This window comes from Streptomyces sp. NPDC002536 (genome assembly GCF_053594995.1).
This window is the reverse complement of sequence record NZ_JBSFWU010000011.1, coordinates 62448-83135: the sequence shown is the minus strand read 5'-3', so window position 1 is coordinate 83135 and position 20688 is coordinate 62448. Positions and strand designations below refer to the sequence as shown.

General features: G+C 71.5%; 19 protein-coding genes. 10 read left to right on the top strand and 9 right to left on the bottom strand.

Going from position 1 to position 20688, the window contains the following annotated elements; all coding sequences use genetic code 11:
- Positions 1-74 precede the first annotated feature (74 nt).
- Entirely contained in the window at positions 75-923 is an 849-nt protein-coding gene (locus ACWD4B_RS06720) for an alpha/beta fold hydrolase (RefSeq protein ID WP_451419758.1), read from the bottom strand.
- Between the two features lie 227 nt (positions 924-1150).
- Between ACWD4B_RS06720 and ACWD4B_RS06715 the strand changes: the two genes are divergently transcribed.
- The 3 genes from ACWD4B_RS06715 to ACWD4B_RS06705 all read left to right on the top strand — a co-directional run bounded on the left by ACWD4B_RS06715 (position 1151) and on the right by ACWD4B_RS06705 (position 3560).
- Complete coding sequence (locus tag ACWD4B_RS06715) at positions 1151-1720, top strand: hypothetical protein (protein ID WP_451419757.1); 570 nt, start codon at positions 1151-1153, stop codon at positions 1718-1720.
- A gap of 118 nt (positions 1721-1838) precedes the next feature.
- Complete coding sequence (locus ACWD4B_RS06710) at positions 1839-2261, top strand: hypothetical protein (RefSeq protein ID WP_451419756.1); 423 nt, start codon at positions 1839-1841, stop codon at positions 2259-2261.
- 108 nt (positions 2262-2369) lie between these two features.
- Positions 2370-3560, top strand: coding sequence for a serine hydrolase domain-containing protein (locus tag ACWD4B_RS06705; RefSeq protein ID WP_451419755.1), 1191 nt, complete (start codon positions 2370-2372; stop codon positions 3558-3560).
- An 89-nt stretch (positions 3561-3649) separates the two neighbouring features.
- Here the strand turns inward: ACWD4B_RS06705 and ACWD4B_RS06700 are convergent, their stop codons facing one another.
- The gene (locus ACWD4B_RS06700) at positions 3650-4054 is read right to left on the bottom strand and encodes a hypothetical protein (protein WP_451419754.1); all 405 of its coding nucleotides are present in this window, start codon (positions 4052-4054) and stop codon (positions 3650-3652) included.
- 127 nt (positions 4055-4181) lie between these two features.
- A complete protein-coding gene (locus tag ACWD4B_RS06695; protein WP_451419753.1) occupies positions 4182-4790 on the bottom strand; it encodes a TetR/AcrR family transcriptional regulator in 609 nt (202 codons plus the stop codon).
- A 113-nt stretch (positions 4791-4903) separates the two neighbouring features.
- Here ACWD4B_RS06695 and ACWD4B_RS06690 point away from each other — a divergent pair, with 113 nt between their 5' ends.
- Entirely contained in the window at positions 4904-6406 is a 1503-nt protein-coding gene (locus tag ACWD4B_RS06690; protein WP_451419752.1) for a carboxylesterase/lipase family protein, read from the top strand.
- A 124-nt stretch (positions 6407-6530) separates the two neighbouring features.
- Here the strand turns inward: ACWD4B_RS06690 and ACWD4B_RS06685 are convergent, their stop codons facing one another.
- Both ACWD4B_RS06685 and ACWD4B_RS06680 read right to left on the bottom strand, forming a co-directional pair.
- Positions 6531-8321 (bottom strand): hydroxysqualene dehydroxylase, encoded by a 1791-nt coding sequence (locus ACWD4B_RS06685; RefSeq protein ID WP_451419751.1) that lies wholly within the window; start codon positions 8319-8321, stop codon positions 6531-6533.
- Positions 8322-8511: 190 nt separating this feature from the next.
- Entirely contained in the window at positions 8512-8985 is a 474-nt protein-coding gene (locus tag ACWD4B_RS06680) for a hypothetical protein (protein WP_451419750.1), read from the bottom strand.
- A 273-nt stretch (positions 8986-9258) separates the two neighbouring features.
- Between ACWD4B_RS06680 and ACWD4B_RS06675 the strand changes: the two genes are divergently transcribed.
- Both ACWD4B_RS06675 and ACWD4B_RS06670 read left to right on the top strand, forming a co-directional pair.
- Positions 9259-11238, top strand: a complete 1980-nt coding sequence (locus ACWD4B_RS06675) for a hypothetical protein (RefSeq protein ID WP_451419749.1) — start codon at positions 9259-9261, stop codon at positions 11236-11238.
- On the top strand, positions 11222-12520 hold the full coding sequence (locus ACWD4B_RS06670; RefSeq protein ID WP_451419748.1) for a hypothetical protein: 1299 nt from the start codon (positions 11222-11224) through the stop codon (positions 12518-12520). Before ACWD4B_RS06675 ends, ACWD4B_RS06670 begins: the two co-directional genes overlap by 17 nt.
- On the opposite strand, the gene ACWD4B_RS06665 is transcribed toward ACWD4B_RS06670, so the two are convergent.
- A complete protein-coding gene (locus ACWD4B_RS06665; protein WP_451419747.1) occupies positions 12492-14012 on the bottom strand; it encodes a flavin-containing monooxygenase in 1521 nt (506 codons plus the stop codon). The two genes, ACWD4B_RS06670 and ACWD4B_RS06665, sit on opposite strands and share 29 nt — an antisense overlap.
- 141 nt (positions 14013-14153) lie before the next feature.
- On the opposite strand from ACWD4B_RS06665, the gene ACWD4B_RS06660 reads away from it, so the two are divergent.
- Both ACWD4B_RS06660 and ACWD4B_RS06655 read left to right on the top strand, forming a co-directional pair.
- Complete coding sequence (locus ACWD4B_RS06660; RefSeq protein ID WP_451419746.1) at positions 14154-15140, top strand: Rieske 2Fe-2S domain-containing protein; 987 nt, start codon at positions 14154-14156, stop codon at positions 15138-15140.
- 9 nt (positions 15141-15149) lie between these two features.
- On the top strand, positions 15150-16529 hold the full coding sequence (locus tag ACWD4B_RS06655; protein WP_451419745.1) for an MDR family MFS transporter: 1380 nt from the start codon (positions 15150-15152) through the stop codon (positions 16527-16529).
- 85 nt (positions 16530-16614) lie between these two features.
- Here ACWD4B_RS06655 and ACWD4B_RS06650 read toward each other — a convergent pair whose 3' ends face one another.
- Positions 16615-17019, bottom strand: coding sequence for a cysteine/serine endopeptidase inhibitor (locus ACWD4B_RS06650; RefSeq protein ID WP_451419744.1), 405 nt, complete (start codon positions 17017-17019; stop codon positions 16615-16617).
- 226 nt (positions 17020-17245) lie between these two features.
- On the opposite strand from ACWD4B_RS06650, the gene ACWD4B_RS06645 reads away from it, so the two are divergent.
- Positions 17246-18139, top strand: a complete 894-nt coding sequence (locus tag ACWD4B_RS06645) for a glycoside hydrolase family 19 protein (protein ID WP_451419743.1) — start codon at positions 17246-17248, stop codon at positions 18137-18139.
- Here ACWD4B_RS06645 and ACWD4B_RS06640 read toward each other — a convergent pair.
- Both ACWD4B_RS06640 and ACWD4B_RS06635 read right to left on the bottom strand, forming a co-directional pair.
- Positions 18130-19071, bottom strand: coding sequence for a DUF4232 domain-containing protein (locus ACWD4B_RS06640; protein WP_451419742.1), 942 nt, complete (start codon positions 19069-19071; stop codon positions 18130-18132). The two genes, ACWD4B_RS06645 and ACWD4B_RS06640, sit on opposite strands and share 10 nt — an antisense overlap.
- 34 nt (positions 19072-19105) lie before the next feature.
- Positions 19106-19672 carry a TetR/AcrR family transcriptional regulator gene (locus ACWD4B_RS06635; RefSeq protein WP_451419741.1) on the bottom strand — a complete coding sequence of 189 codons (567 nt, stop codon included), beginning with the start codon at positions 19670-19672 and terminating at the stop codon, positions 19106-19108.
- 100 nt (positions 19673-19772) lie between these two features.
- Between ACWD4B_RS06635 and ACWD4B_RS06630 the strand changes: the two genes are divergently transcribed.
- A complete protein-coding gene (locus tag ACWD4B_RS06630) occupies positions 19773-20684 on the top strand; it encodes an MBL fold metallo-hydrolase (RefSeq protein ID WP_451419740.1) in 912 nt (303 codons plus the stop codon).
- The last annotated feature ends 4 nt before the right edge of the window (positions 20685-20688 follow it).

Here is a 20688-nt window from a genome sequence, read left to right as displayed (position 1 = left end):
CTCGCTCCTCTGTTCGTTCAAGGGGTGCACCCCTGGTCGGCGTTAGTTGTTGGTGTTTGTCCGTAAATGACCGGTTAGTCGCTATGGGCCCCGGACGCGGTGAGGAAGCGGCCCATCTCGCGTGCCACGGCCTCGGGCTCGTCCAGCATGGACAGCACGTAGGCACCCGGCACTTCGGCATAGCGCCCGGCAGGCAGCAACTCGGCCAGCCGGCGGCCGTGTTCGGCCGGCATCACGCGGTTGTCGGGCGACCACAGCACGAGCGCCTCTCCGGTGAACCGGCGCAGCGCCTCGGTGTTGCGGACGAGCTCCGGCTTGTCGAACGGATCGCGGCAGTAGGCGATCAGATCGCGCTGGATGCGGGGGTCGGCGATGATCGGCTCGGTCCAGCGGCGGACGAGATCGTCGGGCAGCGGGCGCCGCGCCATCAGGCCCAGCATGACCGGCAGCCGGCGCAGCCAGGCGATGCGCAATTGCCGGGCGGCGATCCGGAAGCCGCCCGGTATGCGCATGGCCAGACCCAGGGTCTTGCCGGGCAGGCCGGGCGGGAAATTGTCGAACGCCTCGCACGGCAGGATGATCGTGCGGGTGACACGCCGGTCCAGTCCGTGCGCGGTGAGGAACAGCGATCCGCCCCAGTCCGCGTGGACCAGGGTGACATCCGCCAGGTCGAGGGCGTCGAGGAAGTCGGAGACCAGACGGACCTGTCCGGGCAGGGTGAGGTCGACGCCGTCCTTCATCGGCCGGCGATGGGATCCCAGTGGCAGGACGGGACGCACATAGGTGAACTCCTTCGGCAGGAGCGGCAGTACGCGGTCCCACACCGTGTGGTCCATCAGCAGCCCGTGCAGCAGCACGACCGCGGGCCCCGATCCGGTCATGTCGTACTCGATGACTCCGGCGGGCAGTTCGACGTTCTGCACGACAGCCTCCCCTGGGAAAAGCCCTGGGGAAGGATTCTAGGGCCGAACATGCCGGGTGCGACTGTCCGTCAAGTCTCTTCCGACGCGGAGTTGCATCGTCCGATTGATGCACGGGGCTGTTGACGGGACCCCACCCGTGCTCCGAGGCTGTCCGCCGTCCCATCACAGGACTCGGAGAACCCCGAACTCGGGAGGACGCAATGCGAGCACGCATCACGGCAACAGTCATGGCTCTCGCGACCGGCGCCGCGCTCCTCGTCACGACACAGGCCAGCGCCCAGTCCGACAAGCCGGCCACGCCTGCGGGCTGGTGCCAGCGGCAGGGCGGCACACCCGGCGACTACCGCGCGTACTACGACAACCAGGCCCGGCTCACGGCACTGGGCACCGTCCGCGGACTGTGCCACTTCCGGGCGGAGGACGGCAGCCAGATCGTCATCCCGGCCGACACCCTGGACGCCGACAAGCCGACGCTCGCCGGCCTGGCCTACATCCGCAAACCCGCACTGCCCCACGTCACCGGAGGCGCCAACCCGGCCGCCGTGTACTGCGCCCACCTGGGCGGCACCTCGCAGTTCGGCATCGGCAAGCTCGAAGTGGGCGGCTGGATCAGGGAGGGCGACGCCGTCAGCCGCGACAACCTGCACAACATGTGCATGTTCGCGGACGGTTCGGCCATCGACGAATGGGGCCTCGCTTACCACACGATGGGGGTGGTCCGGGGCGCGGACCTGGAGCACAAGTTCCGGGCGCACATCCCGTCGGCCGAGGCCCAGGGGGCGTACAACCGGCTTTAGAAACAAGGCAGTCACCCACACCGGCGACATTCGCATTGGCCCGCCCACGCGCAGGGCAGGGAGAGAGGACGGTGACAACCGATCCGATCCGACACGACAGGCTTGCTGAGGTGGAGCAATGAAGACTGCCCGGTTGACGGTGGCGGCCCTGGCCGCGGTGCTGGCCCTGACCGCGACGCCCCTGGCGTCCGCGATGCCAGGGGGTGGGCACGCGAAGCCGAAGCACCTGGACCTCGGGAACAAGGACAACAGACAGTCCTTCACCGTGCACAAGGGCGAGGAGATCGACGTCCACCTCTCGGGGCAGCAGAACGAGAGCTCGACGTGGGCATGGAGCGCACCCACCGCCGCCGACGACAAGCTGCTCCACCGGGACGCAGCCAGGATGTTGCCGAACGGCGATGCCACCGCGGTCTTCCATGCCCGCGCCGACGGGACGACCACGCTCGACTCCCAGTTCCGCTGCAGGTCCCGCAATTCGGGTGAGGTCTGTTCCCATGCGGTCGTCCAGTGGCAGGTCACGGTGAAGGTCCGGAAGTAGCCGAAGGAGGGTCGAGTGTGCTCGCCGGCCGAACGGGGGGAAACCGGAAGCCGAGGCCGGGGGGCGGCCGGATGGCCGCCCCGGCCCGTGTCTTCGTACCGTCGACTCATGCCGATCACGCACCGCCGAGCCGTCCGCCGGGCCACAACCGCCTGCGCTGCCGCAGTTCTTGCCGTACTCGTCTCCGTTCCCGCAGAAGTCGGAGCGGCTGCCGGCGGACGGCCCGACGTACTGCAGCGGGACGCCGACGCCTTGCGCGCCACCGGCGTCACCGGAGTGTCCGCCAGACTCGCCACACCTCGCGGGGTCCGCACCGCCCGCAGCGGGGTCGCCGACCTCCGCACACGGCAGCCCGTACCGCAGAACGAGTACCTGAGGATCGGCAGCACCACCAAGACCTTCGTCGCGACCGTGATGCTCCAACTCGCCGGTGAGGGAAGGCTGTCCCTCGACGACTCCGTGGAGCGGTGGCTGCCGGGAGCGGTCCGCGGGCAGGGCAACGACGGCCGCCGCATCACCCTGCGCCAGCTCCTCCAGCACACCAGCGGGCTGCCCGACTACACCGGTGACGTCGTCCCCGACCTCAGCCCCGACGGCTACCGCAGGAACCGCGCGGCCACCTACACGCCCGAGCAGCGCGTCGCCTTCGCCATGAGGCACCGGCCCCTCTTCGCACCCGGGAAGGAGTGGAAGTACTCCAACACCAACTACATCCTCGCGGGCATGGTCATCAAGGCCGTCACCGGCCGTTCCTGGGAGGAGGAGGTACGGAGCCGGATCCTGCAGCCGCTGCGCCTCGACCGCACCGTCCTCCCGGGCAACGACCCGCTGCTGCGGGGCCCTCACGCCCGCAACTACCAGCAGTTCGCGCCGGCCGGGCCGATGACCGACACCACGATCGCGTACCGGCCCTTCGACGGGGACGCCGACGGCGCCGTGATCAGCACGGCGGCGGACGTCAACACCTTCTTCACCGCGCTCCTGCGCGGCAGGCTGCTCGCCCCCGCACAACTCGCCGACATGCAGCGGACCGTCGCCGTGCCCGACGGCCGTGACAACCCCCCGGGCAGCCGCTACGGCCTCGGACTCGAATGGACGCCCCTGTCCTGCGGCGGAGGCTACTGGGGACACAGCGGCAGCGGTTTCGGGTATCTCGTGTGGCCCGCGGCCACCGCGGGCGGACGGGCCGCGGTCACCGTCGCCGCACACAGCCGCCCCGCGGACGAGCGAACTGCCGAACGCCAACTCCGGGCCATGACCGGCATGGTCGACCACGCCCTGTGCACCGGCCGGCCGTGACGGGTACGCGTGCGGCCCTGCTCAGGCTGTCCCGAGCAGGGCCGCACGCGTACCCGTCGACCACGACTGCCTATGAGATCGCTACGACATCACCAGGTGTCGATGCCCATCGTCTTGGCCGCGCTGTGGATCGCGTCGTAGTGCGCAATCGACATGTCGGCCTTCTTGTCCTTCGCCGGGAGGTTCTTGTCGCCCGCGCGGAACTCGTCGCGCGCGGCGGCCAGCAGGCTCGTGCCGTAGCCCACCGGAACGTCGTCCTTGCCGTGGATGACGTGCGACTTGGCCGCCGTGTTGCTGCCCGCCTTGGTCAGAATGCTCCGGGCCTGGTTGTACGCGGCCGGCTTGATCGTCTTCGGGTTGGCCGCCACCGCGTGCGCACCGGCCACCGCGTGGGAGGTGCCGGCCGTGACCGCGGCGGAAGCGGGGGCGACGGCCGCGGCGACCGCTCCGGCCGCGAGCACTGCGACGAGACCGGTCCGGATGCTGGAATTCATGTGGTGCCCCTCAAGCTCGACTGCATTCCCTCGCCGCGAACGGGAGCGTGCCCGTTCGCGATCACCACCATGATGGGTGAGGACCAACTGCATCGGCCATAAGGTCCGTTGAATACCAGTTGTTCCCCTAGTCCTCGCGTTCTCGGAGGAACAGCCGGTCCAGGTGGTGATCGACGGCGGCGAGTGCCTCTCGGGGTTCGATCACGTTCAGTTCGAGCAGGGCGGTGAATCCCGTGAGGGCGAGGAGGAGGTGGGCCTCGGTCGCCGGGTCGCGGTCGGAGCCGATGCGCCCGTCGGCGATCGCCTGCCGGATCAACTGCTCGACGAGGAGCCGACCTTGGGCCATCCCGTCGCGCGCCCGCGCGTGGAAGTTCTCGTTGTGCAGCGCCTCCAGCACGAACGCGGCGCTCATCCGGCTGGTCGCGCGAGCGTCGGCATGCAGGGGGAGCATCTCCGTGAGCATCAGCCGGAGCACGTCGCGGGGGTGGGGCTCGTCGCCGAGTTCCCGGAGGCCCCGGCCGACGCGCAGCGAGGTCTGTTCGGACGCGAAGTCCATAGCGAAGGAGAGCATCGCCTCCCGCGAGGCGAAGTAGTGCTGCAACTGGCCGTGGGACATGCCCGCTTCCCGTGCAACCTCACGCACTGTCAGATGTGCGACGCCGCGCTGCTCCACGACCCGCCACAGCGCTCGGGCGATCGCTTCGCGGCGTTCGCGGTGGTCCACCTGTTTCGGCATCGTCGTCTCTCCGCCGTTTCTCCGTACCTCACGTTTTCATACGGTTGACATAATACATCTGGCCGATAACCCTGGAGGTCCTTGGGAGGTCCCTGCGGAGGAAGGAAGCCGACATGCCCGAACAGCCGACGGTGCGCACTGCCGAGGGAACGGTCGAAGGCCGATGGCGGCAGGGCCACGCCGTGTTCCGCGGCATTCCGTACGCCCAACCGCCGGTGGGAACACTCCGGTTCGCCGCCCCCGCCCCGCCCCGGCCCTGGGAAGGGACGCGGCAGGCGGTGGAGTTCGGACCCGCGGTCCCGCAGTCCGTGCCGCACTCCGGGCGGGCCCCCGCTACGTCGTCGCCCGGCACGGACTGGCTGACGCTCGACGTCTGCACCCCGGATCCGGGCGCGGCGGGGCTGCCGGTGCTGGTCTGGATCCACGGCGGCGCCTACGTCGCGGGCGGCTCCGCCGACCCGATGTACGATCCGGCCGCGCTTGCCGCGGCGGGGCTCGTCGTGGTGAGCATCAACTACCGCGTGGGCGCCGAGGGTTTCGCCCTCCTCGAAGGAGCCCCGGCCAACCGCGGATTCCTCGACCAGATCGCGGCGCTGCAGTGGGTGCAGCGGAACATAGCGGCCTTCGGGGGAGACCCCGGCCGGGTCACCGTGGCCGGACAGTCCGCCGGGGCGGGATCGATCGCCGCACTGCTGACAATGAAGGAGCAGCGCGGGCTGTTCCGACGGGCCATCACCCACTCGGTACCGGGCTGGCACTGCTCCCGCGCACTGGCCGGACAGGCCGCCGCCGCGCTGGCGGACCGGCTCGGCACCGTGCCCACCGCCGCAGCCCTCACCGACGTCGACCCCTGGCGCCTGGCCGAAGCGCTCACCTCGCTCAGCGCCGAACTCCCCGCCCACCGCGAGCGCTGGGGGCGGTTCTCCCAGGCCGGTATCGCCGTGTGCCCCGTCGTCGACGGCGACGTGCTCTCCGAGACACCGTGGTCCGCGCTGGACGGCGGCCGGGCGAGCGGAACCGAACTCCTCGTCGGCCACACCCGCGACGAGTTCCGGCTGTTCACCGTCATGACCGGGCGGCTGGGCCGGATCACCGACGAGGACGCCCGTACCGCCCTGGACCTGTTCGCCCCGTCCCCGTACGGCGCGCAGGCCTACCGCGCCGCCCACCCGCAGGCCACCCCGGAGGAGCTGTTCGAGTCGGTGTACGCCGATGCGTGCTTCCGGATGCCGTCACTGTTGCTGGCCGAGGCCAACGCCGCAGCCGGAGGCTCCTCGTTCCTGTTCGAGCTGCAACTGGCCTCCCCGGCCCTGGGAGGCATCCTGGGCGCCTGCCACAGCCTCGACGTCCCCCTGGTGTTCGGCACGCTGGACAGCCCCACCGGCAGGCAGCTGTGGGGTGACCGCCCCGCCCCCGAGGCGGTCGCGGTGTCGGACGAACTCCGGCAGGCGTGGGTGCGGTTCGCCACCATGGGCGACCCCGGCTGGGCCGTCTACGAGCCCGGCGGGCAGCTCACCCGCGTCCTGGACGCCGTGTCGCGGACCGCGCCTTACCCGGAACAGGCCTCCCGTCGGATCTGGGAGGGGCGTGCACCGGCGCCTTTCGATCTCGCCTAGCGCCCCGAAGGGGCGCGGGGAACTGCGCGATCAGCCACGACACGCCCGCAGATAGCGTGCTGTGCTCCGGGTGGCGCGTCGGCTGCAGGCCGTTGGTGGCTGGTCGCGCATTTCCCCGCGCCCCTTACGGGGCGCCCCGCCGCGCGGTGTCCAGTACGTGCGGCAGGCCGCGCCGCCACCGCTCGCGGTCCTCCGCCTTGGCCGCGGCGAACTCCGGGGCCTCGTACCCCTTGAACGTCCGTACCGCGGGCGCCTCCGAGGCTCCCGCCGCCACCAGCACCGCCGCGGCCGCCCGGCGCCCGGCCTCGTTCGCCGTCTCCATCGACGCGAAGTCGACGTTGCTGTACGTGCGGACGTAGTCCGCGGCGAGGAAGAGGTTCGGGACGGCCGTCGACGCGTCGGGGCGCAGCTCCCAGGAACCGGTGGTGTTGATCAGGTAGAGGTCGTCGTTGCGGGCCCCGCCCCCGGGGGCGTCGGTGATCGCCTCGTCCACGTACCAGGAGTGCAGCAGCGCGTCGTCCAGGCCACGTTGGCCTGTGCGTCCGAGATGCTCCTGCATCTGCGCCCACACCTCGCGGGCGATCTCGGCCCGGGAGCACTGCCGGGCGGGTCTGCCGTAGAGGATGCCCGGCGTCTCCCAGTCCGAGACGTCCACGGACAGCGACTCCCGCACCCGGCCGTCGCCCCAGGTGCGGGCGAACGGCGCGCGCCAGAGCTTGGACTGGCTGATCGACACCAGTTTCCACGGCGAGTCGACATGGACGATATGGCCCGCGATGACCGGTGCCGGGCGGCGGAGGAAGAACTGGACGCCGTTGCACCAGATCTGCTGGAGCCCGTCCATGGCCGCGAGCCGCGGATCCGCTGAGCGGAGCGCGCCGTTCCAGAGCCTGGTCGCGCGCTCGGAGGGGACCGCGGCGACGAACCAGTCCGCGTCGATGCGGTCCAACCCGCCCTGTGCGGTGCGGACATGGGCCGTTGCGATGCGGCCGTCGTGCAGTTCGAGGTGCTCGACGTGCTGCCCGAAGGCGAGGCGGACGCCGAGGCTGCGCAGATGGGCGACCCAGGGGTCGATCCAGGCCTCGCTGGTGGGGCCGTTGAAGATGCGGTCGGCCGGGCCGTCGCTGCCGCGCCCGGCGAGGTCGTCGACGATGGCCTCCAGGCCCTGGCCGGAGGTGCGGGCGCTGGCGGTCGGGGGTCTGAGGGCCTGCAGGAGCTGTACGCCGCCGCCGAGGAGGCGCTGGTAGTCCTGCGACATGCGGGCGGCCTCGATGTAGTCCCACCAGCCCACGTGTTCCCACTGGCCGAACCGGCGCTCGGTGCAGCTGGTGAACAGCATCACCGCCTGCTTGGCGAAGAAGGCCGCTTCCCACGGCGGCAGCCGCAGGCTCTCCGACAGGAGACCGGCGACCGAGGCGACCAGCAGGCCGGCGTTGGCGAGAGGAAGCCGGCCCGATCGGACGGGGACGGGGACGGCCGGGCGGTTTCCGCTGCGGGCGAGCTCGATCCAGGACACGGGCGTGAGGTTGTCGAAGACACTGCCGCCACCGGGCAGCGGGATGCGCCGCAGGGTGTCCGGAAGGTTGTGGTAGAAGCCGAAAACCCCCCGGTGGCCGTGCTCGCCGGGCAGGTCGCGCCGGCCGTCGGTGCCGCTGCGCGGGACGTACAGCGAACGCGCCTTGCCGCCGGCGACGGAACGGCGCTCGTGCACCGTCACCTCGAAGCCGCGCTCGGCGAGTTCGTGCGCGGCGGTCAGCCCGCCGACGCCGGCACCGAGCACGGCGACCCGGCGGCCGGGCCGGCTCCCGCCGGGGGCCCGCGCGGGCCCGGCGAGTCCCGTTGCGCCTGCTGCTGCCGCTCCGTACCGCAACACCGTGCGCCGCGGAAGACCTTCCGGATGCCTGGATTCGCTCATCTCCCCGCCCACCTCACCCTTCGCCTTGCGGCGGTCCGCGCAGAGCTGTCATGCGGAATGCATGCGCTCGCGCGGGGTGTCCGATGCGGGACGGCCGCCGAACTCCGTCGATCGGGTCGAGTGGACCGGAGGAGGGTTTGGAACCGGCGCCGTCGGCAGGCCGGGGCAATCGGCCTGCCGACGGCCTGGATCAGTGGTGCGTGCCGGAGGCCCAGACGGCCTGACTGCCGTCATAGATCACGACGTTGCCGTCGTCCTGGACGGCGAGCCGGGAGCCGGGGTGCCCGGCGGTGCCGGAGGCCCAGACCGCGTGGCCGGAGCGGGTGTAGACGACGAAGTTGCCGTCTGTCTGGAAGGCGGCGCGCCAGCCGCTGCCGACGGTGTTGGACGCCCAGCGGGCGTGGCCGAACTCGTCGTAGATGACCAGGTTTCCATCGGTCTGCATGACCAGCTGGGCGGTGTCGGACGTCCAGGACTGTCCCCGCTCCAGCGTGGCCGGCGCGGACAGGACCTGGTCGGCCTGGGTTCTTGCCGCGCTCGCCGTGCCTCTTGCCCCGGCTGGGGCGTGTGCGGGCGAGACGGCGCCGGCCTGGCCGGCGAGTGCCAGAGTGGCGAGCGCGGCGGTGGTGACAAGCGTGCTGATCCTGCTGATCCTCTTCCTCACGGAAGGGTCTCCTTTCGCCGGGTCGATCGTCCACCGGTCCCCGGCGGGGACGGCGGACAGAGTCTGGCATCGCACACCTGAACGGGGTTCCAACTTCCGACACTATGACGCGTTTTCGTCACTCTCTGGCCAAGTCTTCAACGGTGCCCAGGAGCCGCGCAGTGTCACCGCACCACGCCCCTGACGGGGCGCCTCCGCACCCCCTGGTGGGCGCCGTCGGGAGGTCTTGAGTAAGGTCCCTGGGCACGCACAACAGAACGGGGGTTTTCGGCCATGCGCGTCGCCACCGAGTGGCCGCATCACCGAAGGCGGCGCACCGCCGTGCGCCTCTGGCCGGCGCTGCTCTGCACGCTGTTCGCGGTGCTCGCCGCCCATCCTGCCGTCGCCGCGGACGGGACGGATGCGCCGGCCTCGCAGGCCGCCCTGCTCGCCGACCGGTTGCGGGCCGATCCCGTGTACGTGACGGACCAGATGCCCCGCACGGTCCCGCGCTCCACGGCACCGGCCTTCACAGCGCTCGCCGCACGCACCGGAGTCCCGACGTACGTCCTCGTCCTGCCCGGAAACGGTGCCAGGACGCTGCTCGGCGCCGTGCACGACCGGCTCGGGCGGGACGGCCTGTACGTCCTGGTCGACGCGATGGGGGTCGCCGACGCGCGGGCCTTCGGGGTGCGCGCCCCGGCCGCGGACGCCCAGACCGTCGCGCTCTACTCCCTTCCTTACGACGCGGGCCCGTTGCGCGCCTTCCGGACGTTCGTCGACGTCGTCGGCCAGGGCAGCGACCGGGCCGCCCACCTCGCCGACGACATGCGCCGACGCCACGGCGGGGGAGGCAAGGAGGTCAAGGCGCTCTACATCTCCAAGGAGGACCGCGCGGGGCAGTCGTTCCTGACGGGCGTCGTGCTGCTCGGGGCGCCACTGCTGGTGCTGTTGACCGGGCCGTACGTGCGGCGCCGGCGACGCGGACAGCAGTTGGACGGTCGCAGGGTGCGGCTGGTCGAACCGGCCGTCGCAGCCGCCCTCGCCGCGGTCGTCGCCGTCGGTGCCCCGCAGCTGTTCCACCAGACCACCGACAGTGCGGCACCCGCCCCCACGCACGCCGACCTGACCGCCCGCCTGGACCGCGTCGTCACCGGCCTGCAGCACGACCCGCTCTACACCGACCCGGAGAGCCCCCAGCTGCTGGACGGCCCGCGCCGACAGGAACTCCACCGGCGCATCGAGACGTTCACCCCCGGCCCCGTCTACATGGCCGTCGTACCGCTCCGCTCCGAGGACGAATCGGCAGGCGACGTCACCGCCTTCACCACCGCACTGCACCAGCACCTCCGCAAGGACGGCGTCTACGTCGTCGCCGACCCGCTGTCGGGCCGCATCGACCTCGCCAACTACGGCCTGCCGCTGGACGACCGCCGGCTCGTCTTCGAACTCCCCGGAACCCTGAGCCACGAGGACTACGACCACGCCTCCGAGGACCACGGGCTCGGGCAGCGGCTCGACGGTCTGATGACCTTCCTCGACGGCACCCCGCGCGCGGCCGCACAGCACAGCAGCAGGCCCGACGCAGCCCCGGCACCGCTGGAGGACCACGCGCTGCCGCCCCTGTACTCCGGCGACTTCTGGCCGGGGCTGCTGGTGGGCGCGCTCGCGGCCGGACTGCTCCTCGGGCTGACGGCCGGCGGCCTGGGCGTCGCACGCTTCGTCCTGCGCATCCGCCGCACCGCCGCGGCGCAGAGCCCCGCGGTACCGTCCGCCACCTGGCTCCGGCGCACGGCGGCGGCAGAACTGGACGTGCTCGCCACCGAGTTCGGCGCGGGAGAGCCGGACGACGGGGTGCGGAAGCAGGTCTGGGACTGCCTGGACGCCGCCATGCTGCTGACCGAACGCGACCCGGACGGCCGGATCGGCGCCGCGGTCACCCCCGCCGACCTGGCCGCCGCCGTCGTGCTCGCACGAGCGGGCCGCGCGGCCCTCCGGGGAGAGCGCATCGGCCACTGCTGCACCGTGAACCCGCTGCACGGACCCGGCGTCACCGAAGAGAAGGACGGCACGCGCCGCGCATGGGTGTGCGGAACCTGCCGCACACTCCTCCGGCGCGAGCCGCACCGCATCGGCCCCTTGCGCCTGCGCCTGCCGGGCAAGGGCAAGGGCGTGCCGTACGAAGAGGCTCCCGGGCCGCTTCCGGCCGTACGCCGGGGCCTGCCCCAACTCATCGGCAAGACAAGGGAATACGTCAGTGTCCAGTCGTCGTAGGCGCCCGCTCGCCGCGCTCGTGGCCGCCCTCGCGTCGGTCCTCCTCACGGTGCCGCCCGCAGCGGCGGCCCCGGCCGCCCCCGCCCCCGGCCCCGGTCCCGGGGAGAAGATCGCGGACGCGCTGCGCAACTCGCCCGTGTACGTGGACGCCGCGTACACCGGTGCCGTCCCGGCCGCGCGGCAGAAGGACCTTGTCGAGCACATCCGCCGGACACGACTGCCCATCGACGTGGCACTGGTGCCCCTGGTCAAGGGCGACGCCTTCGACGGCGACCCCCAGGTGCTCGCCGACGTCCTCCACGACCGGCTCGGCTCGCAGGAGATCGTCCTCATCACCCTGGACCGCTGGGCCGACGCGCTCTCCGGCCACGAGTGGCCGGACGACCGGCACCAGGCGCGGGACGCCGTGACCGCAGTGGGCTTCCTGGCCCCGATGAAGGACGCAGGCCTCGCCGACCGCCTCGACAAGGCCGTCGACCTCATCGCCCAGGGCGACGGCACCAAGGTCTACCACGACGCGACAGCCGGCCTGGACAAGGGCACGGGCGGTTCGTCGGGTGCGTCGGGGAAGCCGGCCGCCAAGGACAGGACCGCATCCGGCGGCGGAGCATGGCTGCCGATCACCGCGGCGATCGCCGTACCGGCGCTCTGCGCCCTGTGGCTGGTGCGCCGCCGGACACGCCGCCGCCGCCCCTCGCCCTTCACCTTCCCGCAAGAGGTCTTCGCCGCCCATCGGACGGCGGACGAGGACGAGCTGCGACACCGCGCGGAGCAGGAAGTCCTCGCACTGGGTGAGGCCGTGCAGGCACGGGACGCCGACACGGCCCCGGGACTCCCGCAGGCACTGGACGCCTACGCGGCAGCAGGCACCGTACTCGACGGCGCCCGCGGACTGCCGGACCTGGCAGGCGTACTCGCCCTGACAGCCCTGGGCCGCGACGCACTGCAGGGCAATCCCGGTGCCCTGCCCCTGTGCTTCTTCCACCCCGTGCACGGACGCGCCGAACGCCGCATCACCTGGCGCCCGTTGGGACAGCGTGACCAGCTGGACGTGGCCGCCTGCCGGAACTGCGCCCAGGCGGTACGCGCCCGGCGCGCCCCGGAAGTCCTCACCGACCGCACACCCGACGGCCGCCGGGTCCCGTACTTCGAGCTCCCCCCGGACGCGAGCGTGTGGGCCGCGACCGGGTACGGCTCACTCGTCGAACCGGGCGGCGCGCACGGCATGACGCAGCGGATCCTGAACGGCGACTTCACCCGCAGCCGGAACCGCCGTCACTGAGGCGCGCCTCGGACGGGGACCGTGACCACGCGTAGGCCTCGGGCGTGAAGGCGCGCAGGCGCTGGAGGAGCCGGCGGGTGGACCAGGGCCAGCAGAAGGTGTTCACGCCCGGGAGCCCGAAGTAGTAACTGGACCCACCGGTGGTGTTGTAGACGGTCGTGCGCAGAGCCCGGTGCAGGGCCTGATGGTGCGCTGCCTCGACCTCCGGTTTGACGTCCAGCGCGGTGTATCCGCTCGTGCGCAGGTGGGTGAGCGCGGCGGTGACGTAGCGGAGTTGGGCCTCCAGGACGGTGGGGACGGCAGTGGTGCCGGTGAGCAGGTTCGGGCCGACGAGAAGGAAGAGGTTGGGGTATCCGCTGACGCTGGTGCCCAGGTAGGCGCGGCGGCTGCCGGCCCAGGCGTCGGCCAGGGGAGTGCCGTGGGTACCGTGCAGGCCGTGGGCGAGGGCGAGTTCGCCGATGTGGTAGCCGGTGGCGAGGACGATGACGTCGGCCGGGGTGCGGCTGCCGTCGGCGCCGATGACGTGGAAGCCCTCCACGGCGGTCACCCGGGTGGGGTGGAGGCGGACGTTGGGCCGGGTGAGGGCGGGGTAGTAGGCGTCGGAGGCGATCAGACGGCGCCCGCCGAGCCGGTAGCGGGGGGTGAGGGCCCGGCGCAGGGCGCGGTCCGGCACCGAGGTGCGCAGGTGGAGACGGGCCGCGGTCTCGAGTGGACGGAGGAGGTGGGGGTGGCGCAGAGGGACGCCGATGGCTTCCTGGGTCCAGTGGTGGAGTCCGCGGAGCGCGCGCCGGGCCGCCGGGTGCCGTCCGAGGAAGCGGTGCAGGCCCGGGGGGAGCGGGTAGTCCGGGCGCGGGAGCACCCACTGCGGTGTGCTCTGGAAGACGTCGATGCGGGAGGCCAGCGGCTGGATCTCGGGCAGGAACTGGACGGTGGAGGCCCCGGTGCCCACCACGGCGATGCGGCGCCCGGTCAGGTCCGCGTCGTGGTCCCAGCGGGCGGAGTGGAAGACGGTGCCGGGGAAGCCGTCGAGGCCGGGGATGTCGGGGTAACGGGGCCGGTGCCAGGGGCCGGTGGCGACGACGACCACGCGGGCGGCGCAGGTGCCCGTGGTGGTCCGCAGGTTCCAGCGGTGGGTGCCCGGGTCCCAGCGGGCGGCCAGGACTTCGGTGTCGTAGCGGATCGCCTTGTCCACGCTGTGCGTTGCCGCGGTGGTCTCCAGGTACCGGAGGATCTCCGGCCGGCCGGCGTAGCACCGGGTCCAGGGATGGGGCGCGAAGGAGTACTCGTACAGCACGGACGGCACGTCGCACCCGCACCCGGGGTAGGCGTTGTCGCGCCATGTCCCGCCGAGGCGGCCGGACTTCTCCAGCACCACGACGTCGTCGAACCCGGCCCGGCGCAGCGCGATCACGGCGGCCACCCCGGACAGGCCGGCCCCGATGACGACGACGTCCGCCTCGTGGTGATTGCTGTCGGTGCTCTCCCCGTCCACCGGCGCCCCCATCCCTCAGGACGATGGAGCGTAGCGGCAGGGGTGTGTGCAGTGAGGGGATACGACGAGAACATGCCTCATACGAGTGACTTTTCCTGATAAGGGATAGTCGATGTTCTTTCGTGTGGTTGGCTCCTCGTCATGACGAACCGGGCCTCCGGCGAACGCGGGCCGGAACTCCCCTACCCGAGCGGCTGGTTCGGTCTGGCGCTCTCCCGCGAGCTCGCCCCCGGCGCCGTCCTGACCAGGCGGTTCGCGGGCGAGGACGTCGTGCTCTACCGCACCCGCGACGGGCAGCCGCACGCGGTACGGCCCTACTGTCCGCATCTCGGCGCCCACTTCGGCGCCGGCGGCACCGTCGAGGGCCGGAACCTGGTGTGCCCCTTCCACCGCTTCGCCTTCGCGCCCGACGGCGCCTGCGTCGCCACGCCGGACGGCCCGCCGCCGCGCGCCCGGCTCGAACACCACACCGTCCGTGAGCAGAACGGCTTCCTCTTCGTCTGGCGCGGACACGACGGATCACTGCCCGACTGGGACGTGCCCGACACCTCGCCGCCCGGTGTCGTCCCCACGGCGAGCTGGGCCACCGACGTTCACGCGCACGTACAGGAGCTCACCGAGAACACGACCGACCTCCGGCACGTGCCGGTCGTGCACCACGTGACCGTGTGGAAGGCCGACCCGCCGAAGGCCGAAGGCCCCTACCTGCGTACGTACTTGCGCCTCGGCCCGGACGGCCCTGCCCTGCTGCGGAAGATCCAGTGGGACCACACGTTCCTGCAGGCAGGAATGGGCTGTCTGCGCGTCGAGCTCCCCATGCCCGCGCTCGGATGCGTCATCTACATGTGGGTCATGCACGTCCCGGTCGGGCCCCGGCGCACCCGCCTCCTGCTCGCGTGCGCCTGCACGGACGGCCGGCAGGCACGGCCCACCGGAACGGCGCTCCTGAAGCGCCCCGTCCACCGTGCCATCGCCCGCAGTATGCAGTGGACCGCGGCCCGCAAGGTGCAGGACGACGTGCGGATCTGGAACGCCAAGCGCTACGAACCGCGTCCACGGCTCGCCACGGGCGACGAGGGCATCGGCCTGTACCGCCACTGGGTCCGGCAGTTCTACCCGCCCGGCTGAGGAATCGCGATGGTGCTGACGGTCCCCCTGATGCTGGCCCTGTTCATCGCGAACCTGGACCAGACGATCGTGGCCACCGCCCTGCCGGACATCGGCCGGGATCTGCACGCCGGCGCGGGCACCTCCTGGATCGCGACCTCCTATCTGCTCACCAGCGCCGTCGCCACCCTGGTCCTCGGCAAACTCGGCGACCTCCACGGCCGCAAGAAGGTGCTCCAGTTCTCCGTGGTGGTCTTCCTGGCGGGCTCGCTGCTCAGCGGCATCGCCGGGACGCTGCCCCTGCTGGCCTCCTCCCGGGCCCTGCAGGGCATCGGCGGCGGAGGCATCACCTCGCTGGTCATGGCCATCACCGGCGACCTGGCATCGCCGCGGCAACGCGCCAGACTCCAGGCCGCGTTGGGCATGGTCGCCGCGCTCGCCCTCATCGCCGGGCCGCTGCTCGGCGGCGCCTTCGCCGACGGCCTGTCCTGGCGGTGGATCTTCTACGTCAACCTGCCCGTCGGCGTGCTCGCCCTCGTCGCGATCGCCGCGAAGCTCCACCTGCCCCGGCCGGCGGCCCGCGGCCGGGTCGACGTGCTCGGAGCCCTGACCGCCACCGTGTTCACCACGTCGGTGGTCCTCGTCACCACCTGGGGCGGACACGAGTACCCCTGGGCCTCACCCGTCATCATCGGCCTGGCCGCCGTCGGCGTCGCTGCGCTGGCCCTCTACCTCGTCGTCGAGCACAGGGCGGCCGAGCCGATGACGCCGCTGCACCTGTTCCGCTCCGCCACCTTCAGCCTGGCCGCAGCACAGTTCCTGCTCGCGTCACTGGTCCTGTTCGCGGGCATGCTGTACGTGCCGATGTTCCTGCAGACCGTCCAGCACAAGTCGGCCTTCGCCGCAGGCCTGTTCATCGTGCCCCTGCTGCTCGGCCTGGTGGCGGCCGCCGTGCTGTCCGGTCTCCTCATCACCAGGACCGGCCGCTACAAGCTCTATCCCGTCATCGGCGCCGTCCTCGTCGGGAGCTCGATGGCGTTCCTCGGCCGGGCCGGCCAGAGCACGGGCGCACCAGCCCTGATCGTCCCGCTGGCCGTTGCGGGCGTCGGCATCGGATTCTTCGTCCAGGTCTGCCTGCTCGCCGGCCAGAACGCGCTGGACCACGAGCACATCGGCGTCGCCACCGGCGTGCTGAACTTCTTCAGAACACTGGGCGGAGCCTTCGGCGCCGCCCTCTTCGGCGCGGTCCTCGCCGCGGGCCTGCACTCCCGCCGGCCGTCCCCCGCCGAGAGCACCCAGGCGTTCCGGGCCGTCTTCCTGTGGGCCGTGCCCTTCATGACGCTGGCACTCGTCCTGGCCCTCGCGATGCGGGAGGAGCCGCTGCGGGACGGAACGGCGGACGGGCGGTAACCGACAGGGGCCCGGTGAAGAAACAGGTGACGGTGCAGCTGTTGCCCCGTCCGGATCGGCCCCGACCGATCCGGACGGGCGTCGGTCAGCGGACGAACTTCCAGGTGATTCCGTTGACCACGCCCCGGTCGAGCTGCGCCAGCTTCTGGAATGTCGGCTGGCTGAGGTCTATGTGGGTCGGGTCGCACGAGGGACACTTGTCCCTGACCGGCACCCTGATGGTCTTGCCGTTGTAGCTGACTTCCACCGAAACGCCCTTGCAGAGCGGGTCGTTGTTCGGGTTCGCGGACGTCCACCACGAGGCCGGAATCGCGACCAGGTCCTGCGAGGTCGCATCGATGGGCGTTCCGCAGGCGCCGTAGCCCTTGTCGGTGTAGTAGGTCATCTTGCCGTTCATCTGCCGGCCGATCGGGACGTCGGCGGATGCCGTTCCCGCGCCGAGGGCTATGCCGGTGACGGCGGCGACCAGGACAGTGGTTGCGTATCTCACGCGTCTCAATTCACGCACGATGTCTCCTTGTTCAGGGGGGAGCCTTACTCGCACATGAGTGCCATGTGTCGCATTGGCCCCGCAACCCCCTGAGGTGACAGTTGTCCTGAATCCGTTGATGCGTGAACCGAGTTAGGCCGGACATGATCCACGCCGTTGACAGCAATCACTCGGCGCTATTCACTGCGCGATGGCAACAGGCACTCAACCCCCCCTTGGAGTCGCCGTGAAAAGAATCCGCATAGCCACTCTGCTGTCGGCCGTACTGGCCCTGATCGGGACGGTTTTCATCGGCCCTTCCGCCACGGCGAGCGCCGCCGGGCCCTGTGACAGTGCGCCCAACTGGGCCGCGGGAACCTGGTATCCAACCGGAACCGTCGTCCGGTACAGCGACGGCCGGTACTACGTGGCCGAGCACGACAATCCCGGCTACGACCCGGTCATCAGCACCTGGTACTGGGACCCCTACACCTGTCAGGGAGGCGGAACACCGCAGCCGGGCGGTTTCCCGGTGAGCGAGGACCAGTTCCGGCAGATGTTCCCGAGCCGGAACTCCTTCTACAGCTACAGCGGTCTGGTCGCCGCTCTGGGTGCCTACCCGGGCTTCGCCAACACCGGCAGCGCGGAGACCAAGCGGCAGGAGGCCGCCGCCTTCCTCGCCAATGTCGGTCACGAGACCGGCGGGCTGGTCTACATCGTGGAGCAGAACACCGCCAACTACCCCCACTACTGCGACCGGAACCAGCCCTATGGCTGCCCGGCCGGCCAGGCCGCGTACTACGGCCGCGGGCCGATGCAGCTCAGCTGGAACTTCAACTACAAGGCGGCGGGCGACGCCCTCGGCATCGACCTGCTCAACAACCCGTCTCTTGTGCAGACCGACGCCGCAGTCTCCTGGAAGACCGCGCTGTGGTACTGGAACACCCAGCGGGGCCCCGGCAGTATGACGCCGCACGAGGCCATGGTGAACGGCCGTGGATTCGGGGAGACGATCCGCAGCATCAACGGAGCCGTGGAGTGCAACGGCGGCAATCCCGGCCAGGTCCAGAACCGGGTGGCGAACTACCAGCGCTTCACCCAGCTTCTCGGTGTGGCGCCGGGCGGCAACCTCTACTGCTGAATGGCCTGCTGACCGGTCGCTCGGCCGACGGCCTTCCACGGGCTGACGGCGAGTTTTCCGGTGGTGCCGAGGTCGAGTTCCGGAGTCACGGTCACGGGCCGTGCATCGGGCCCGGCCTTGATCCTGACGTACGGAACGTTCACGGCCGTACCCGCGCCGGTGGTGTTGCGCCACACCAGACCGGCGGACGCGGATTCACCCGGGGCCAGGTCCACCGGCCCGGGCGGATTGTCGAAGCCGGTCCCCGAGGCGATGTCCCCGGCATCGTGCAGGATGTCGATGCCGGAGACCGGCTTCCGCTCCTCGTCCAGGAGTTCGATGGGCGGGGGGCCGTCGAGGTGATAGGTGCCGGTCCCGCAGTTCGTCAGGTGAAGCCCTACGACACGGAGCCCCATGGCGGCATCACCGTCGTCGGCGGTGATGCGGACCCCGGAAGGAGGGCAGGGGCCCGTGGCGGACGGTGCCTCGTCCGCAGGGACGCGCCTGACCTTGCTGATCCGCACCTGCTTCCCGTCGTGCGTACCGCCATGTACGACGTCCACGCGGACGGTGCGCTGCACGGTCCGGCCGGCAGGCACCGACGGCACCGTCTGCTGCGAGGTCTCCAGCGCGGCTCCGGAGGCGGACGTGACCGTGAACGTGACGGTGTATGTGAACGGTACGGTCTCGCGATTGGTGACCGTGAACTCGGCCGAGGCGACGGACGGTTCACCGGGGGAGCGCTTGCCGGCGGCGGTGATTCTCACGCCGTCCTGCTCCACGCCGTCCTGCTCCAGGCCGGCGGGGTCGCCGGGAGCGTCCGCGGCGCGGGGCGCCTCGGGGCGCTCCGCGCCGCGGCCCGCCGGGCCGGTGCTCTGCGATCCGCACGCGGTCAGGAGCACGGCGGACGCGGCTATGGCGATGACGGGGAGAGCGCGGGTGGCGGTATGCATCCGAACATCCCATCATGCCCGGATCATGCCCGGATCACGGCAGGGGCATGAGCCGGCGGAAGACGGTGGCGACCAGGTCGCGGGCGTAGCCCGCGTCGAGCGGCCCCGGGCGGAAGAGGACCCGGTACATCATCGGGGCCACGACGTGGTCCATCACGGTCTCGGTCCCCGGCGCGTGCTCGCCGCGTTCCGCGGCCCGGGCGAGGATCGCCTCGACCTGCTCGTGCGCGTACGCGGAGCACTGCCCGGCGTTGGACCCGTCCGGGTCGCCCGCGAGGGCGTCCCGGACGTAGGAGCGGCCCGCCGGGGAGGACATCTCCTCCAGGAAGGCGGCCGCCCAGTGCTCCAGGTCGGCGCGCAGGCTCCCGCGGTCCGCCGGGGGCCCCTCGGGGCGCATCTGCTCGACGGCGACGTCCGAGAGCAGTTCCTGCAGATCGCCCCAGCGCCGGTAGACGGTCGACGGGGTCACCCCTGCCCGGGTGGCGATCAATGGCACGGTGAGAGCGGCCTGTTCGGCCTGCAGCTCGCGCACGGCGCGGTGCACCGACTCCTGGACCCGGGCACTGCGTCCCCCGGGACGGACTGCTGGTCTGGGGTTCATGCCCTTCACTCTAACGCAAAGTCATTGCGTTAGTGGCGGAAACGGGTTACGGTCTTCTAACGCAAAGAGTTTGCTTTTGGCTTCGTTGGAAGGAACCTCGATGGACCGGCCCGCCTCGCTCCAGCAGTCCACCGGCCGCACCTGGACCGTGGGCGGTCTCGTCGTGCACCGCGTCGACGAGATCGCCCTCCCGCCGCAGACCGGGGCCTGGCTGCTGCCCGCCGCCACCCCGGAGGCCGTGGCCGAACGGCCCTGGCTCCGGCCCGACTTCGCCGCGCCCGACGGCACCCTCCAACTGGCCAGCCACACCTTCGCCTTCGAGGTGGACGGCCTCCGCGTCCTCGTCGACACCGGCATCGGCAACGGCAAGACCCGCGCCAATCCCGCCTGGCACCACCTCGACACCGACTACCTCCGCCGGCTCACCGACGCGGGCTTCCCGCCCGAGAGCGTCGACCTGGTCGTCCTGACCCACCTGCACACCGACCACGTCGGCTGGAACACCGTCGCCACGGACGACGGCACGTGGACCCCCACCTTCCCCAACGCCCGCTACCTCGCCTCCCGCACCGAATGGGACCACTGGGCCGCCCGGGCCGGGGAGATGGAGGAGAGCCGCCTGCAGATGTTCCGCGACTCCGTCCACCCGGTCCGCGATGCCGGGCTCCTCGACCTGGCCGACGTGCACGACGGTCCCGTCGAGGTCGCGCCCGGCGTCCGGCTGCTCCCCGCGCCCGGACACACGCCCGGCCAGGTGGCCGTGGAACTCCGCAGCGCCGGGCAGGCTGCCGTGATCACCGGTGACTGCATCCACCACCCCGTGCAGCTGGCCGACCCGGACGTCACCAGTTGCGTGGACGACGACCCCGAACTCGCCGTCCGCACCCGCCGCGACCTCCTCGCCGCACTCGCCGGGACCGGCACGCTGCTGCTGGGCACCCACTTCCCGCCCCCGACCGGCGGGCTCGTCGTCACCGACGGCAGCGGCTACCGGCTCGTGCCCGCGCTCTGAGGGT

Excerpts from the sequence above, each read along its gene's own strand:
- ACWD4B_RS06710 (WP_451419756.1), top strand. The coding sequence starts at position 1,839 with ATGAAGACTGCCCGGTTGACGGTGGCGGCCCTGGCCGCGGTGCTGGCC.
- ACWD4B_RS06685 (WP_451419751.1), bottom strand. The coding sequence starts at position 8,321 with ATGAGCGAATCCAGGCATCCGGAAGGTCTTCCGCGGCGCACGGTGTTG.
- ACWD4B_RS06700 (WP_451419754.1), bottom strand. The coding sequence starts at position 4,054 with ATGAATTCCAGCATCCGGACCGGTCTCGTCGCAGTGCTCGCGGCCGGA.
- ACWD4B_RS06655 (WP_451419745.1), top strand. The coding sequence starts at position 15,150 with ATGGTGCTGACGGTCCCCCTGATGCTGGCCCTGTTCATCGCGAACCTG.
- ACWD4B_RS06690 (WP_451419752.1), top strand. The coding sequence starts at position 4,904 with ATGCCCGAACAGCCGACGGTGCGCACTGCCGAGGGAACGGTCGAAGGC.
- ACWD4B_RS06705 (WP_451419755.1), top strand. The coding sequence starts at position 2,370 with ATGCCGATCACGCACCGCCGAGCCGTCCGCCGGGCCACAACCGCCTGC.
- ACWD4B_RS06675 (WP_451419749.1), top strand. The coding sequence starts at position 9,259 with ATGCGCGTCGCCACCGAGTGGCCGCATCACCGAAGGCGGCGCACCGCC.
- ACWD4B_RS06695 (WP_451419753.1), bottom strand. The coding sequence starts at position 4,790 with ATGCCGAAACAGGTGGACCACCGCGAACGCCGCGAAGCGATCGCCCGA.
- ACWD4B_RS06630 (WP_451419740.1), top strand. The coding sequence starts at position 19,773 with ATGGACCGGCCCGCCTCGCTCCAGCAGTCCACCGGCCGCACCTGGACC.
- ACWD4B_RS06640 (WP_451419742.1), bottom strand. The coding sequence starts at position 19,071 with ATGCATACCGCCACCCGCGCTCTCCCCGTCATCGCCATAGCCGCGTCC.
- ACWD4B_RS06635 (WP_451419741.1), bottom strand. The coding sequence starts at position 19,672 with ATGAACCCCAGACCAGCAGTCCGTCCCGGGGGACGCAGTGCCCGGGTC.
- ACWD4B_RS06715 (WP_451419757.1), top strand. The coding sequence starts at position 1,151 with ATGGCTCTCGCGACCGGCGCCGCGCTCCTCGTCACGACACAGGCCAGC.
- ACWD4B_RS06660 (WP_451419746.1), top strand. The coding sequence starts at position 14,154 with ATGACGAACCGGGCCTCCGGCGAACGCGGGCCGGAACTCCCCTACCCG.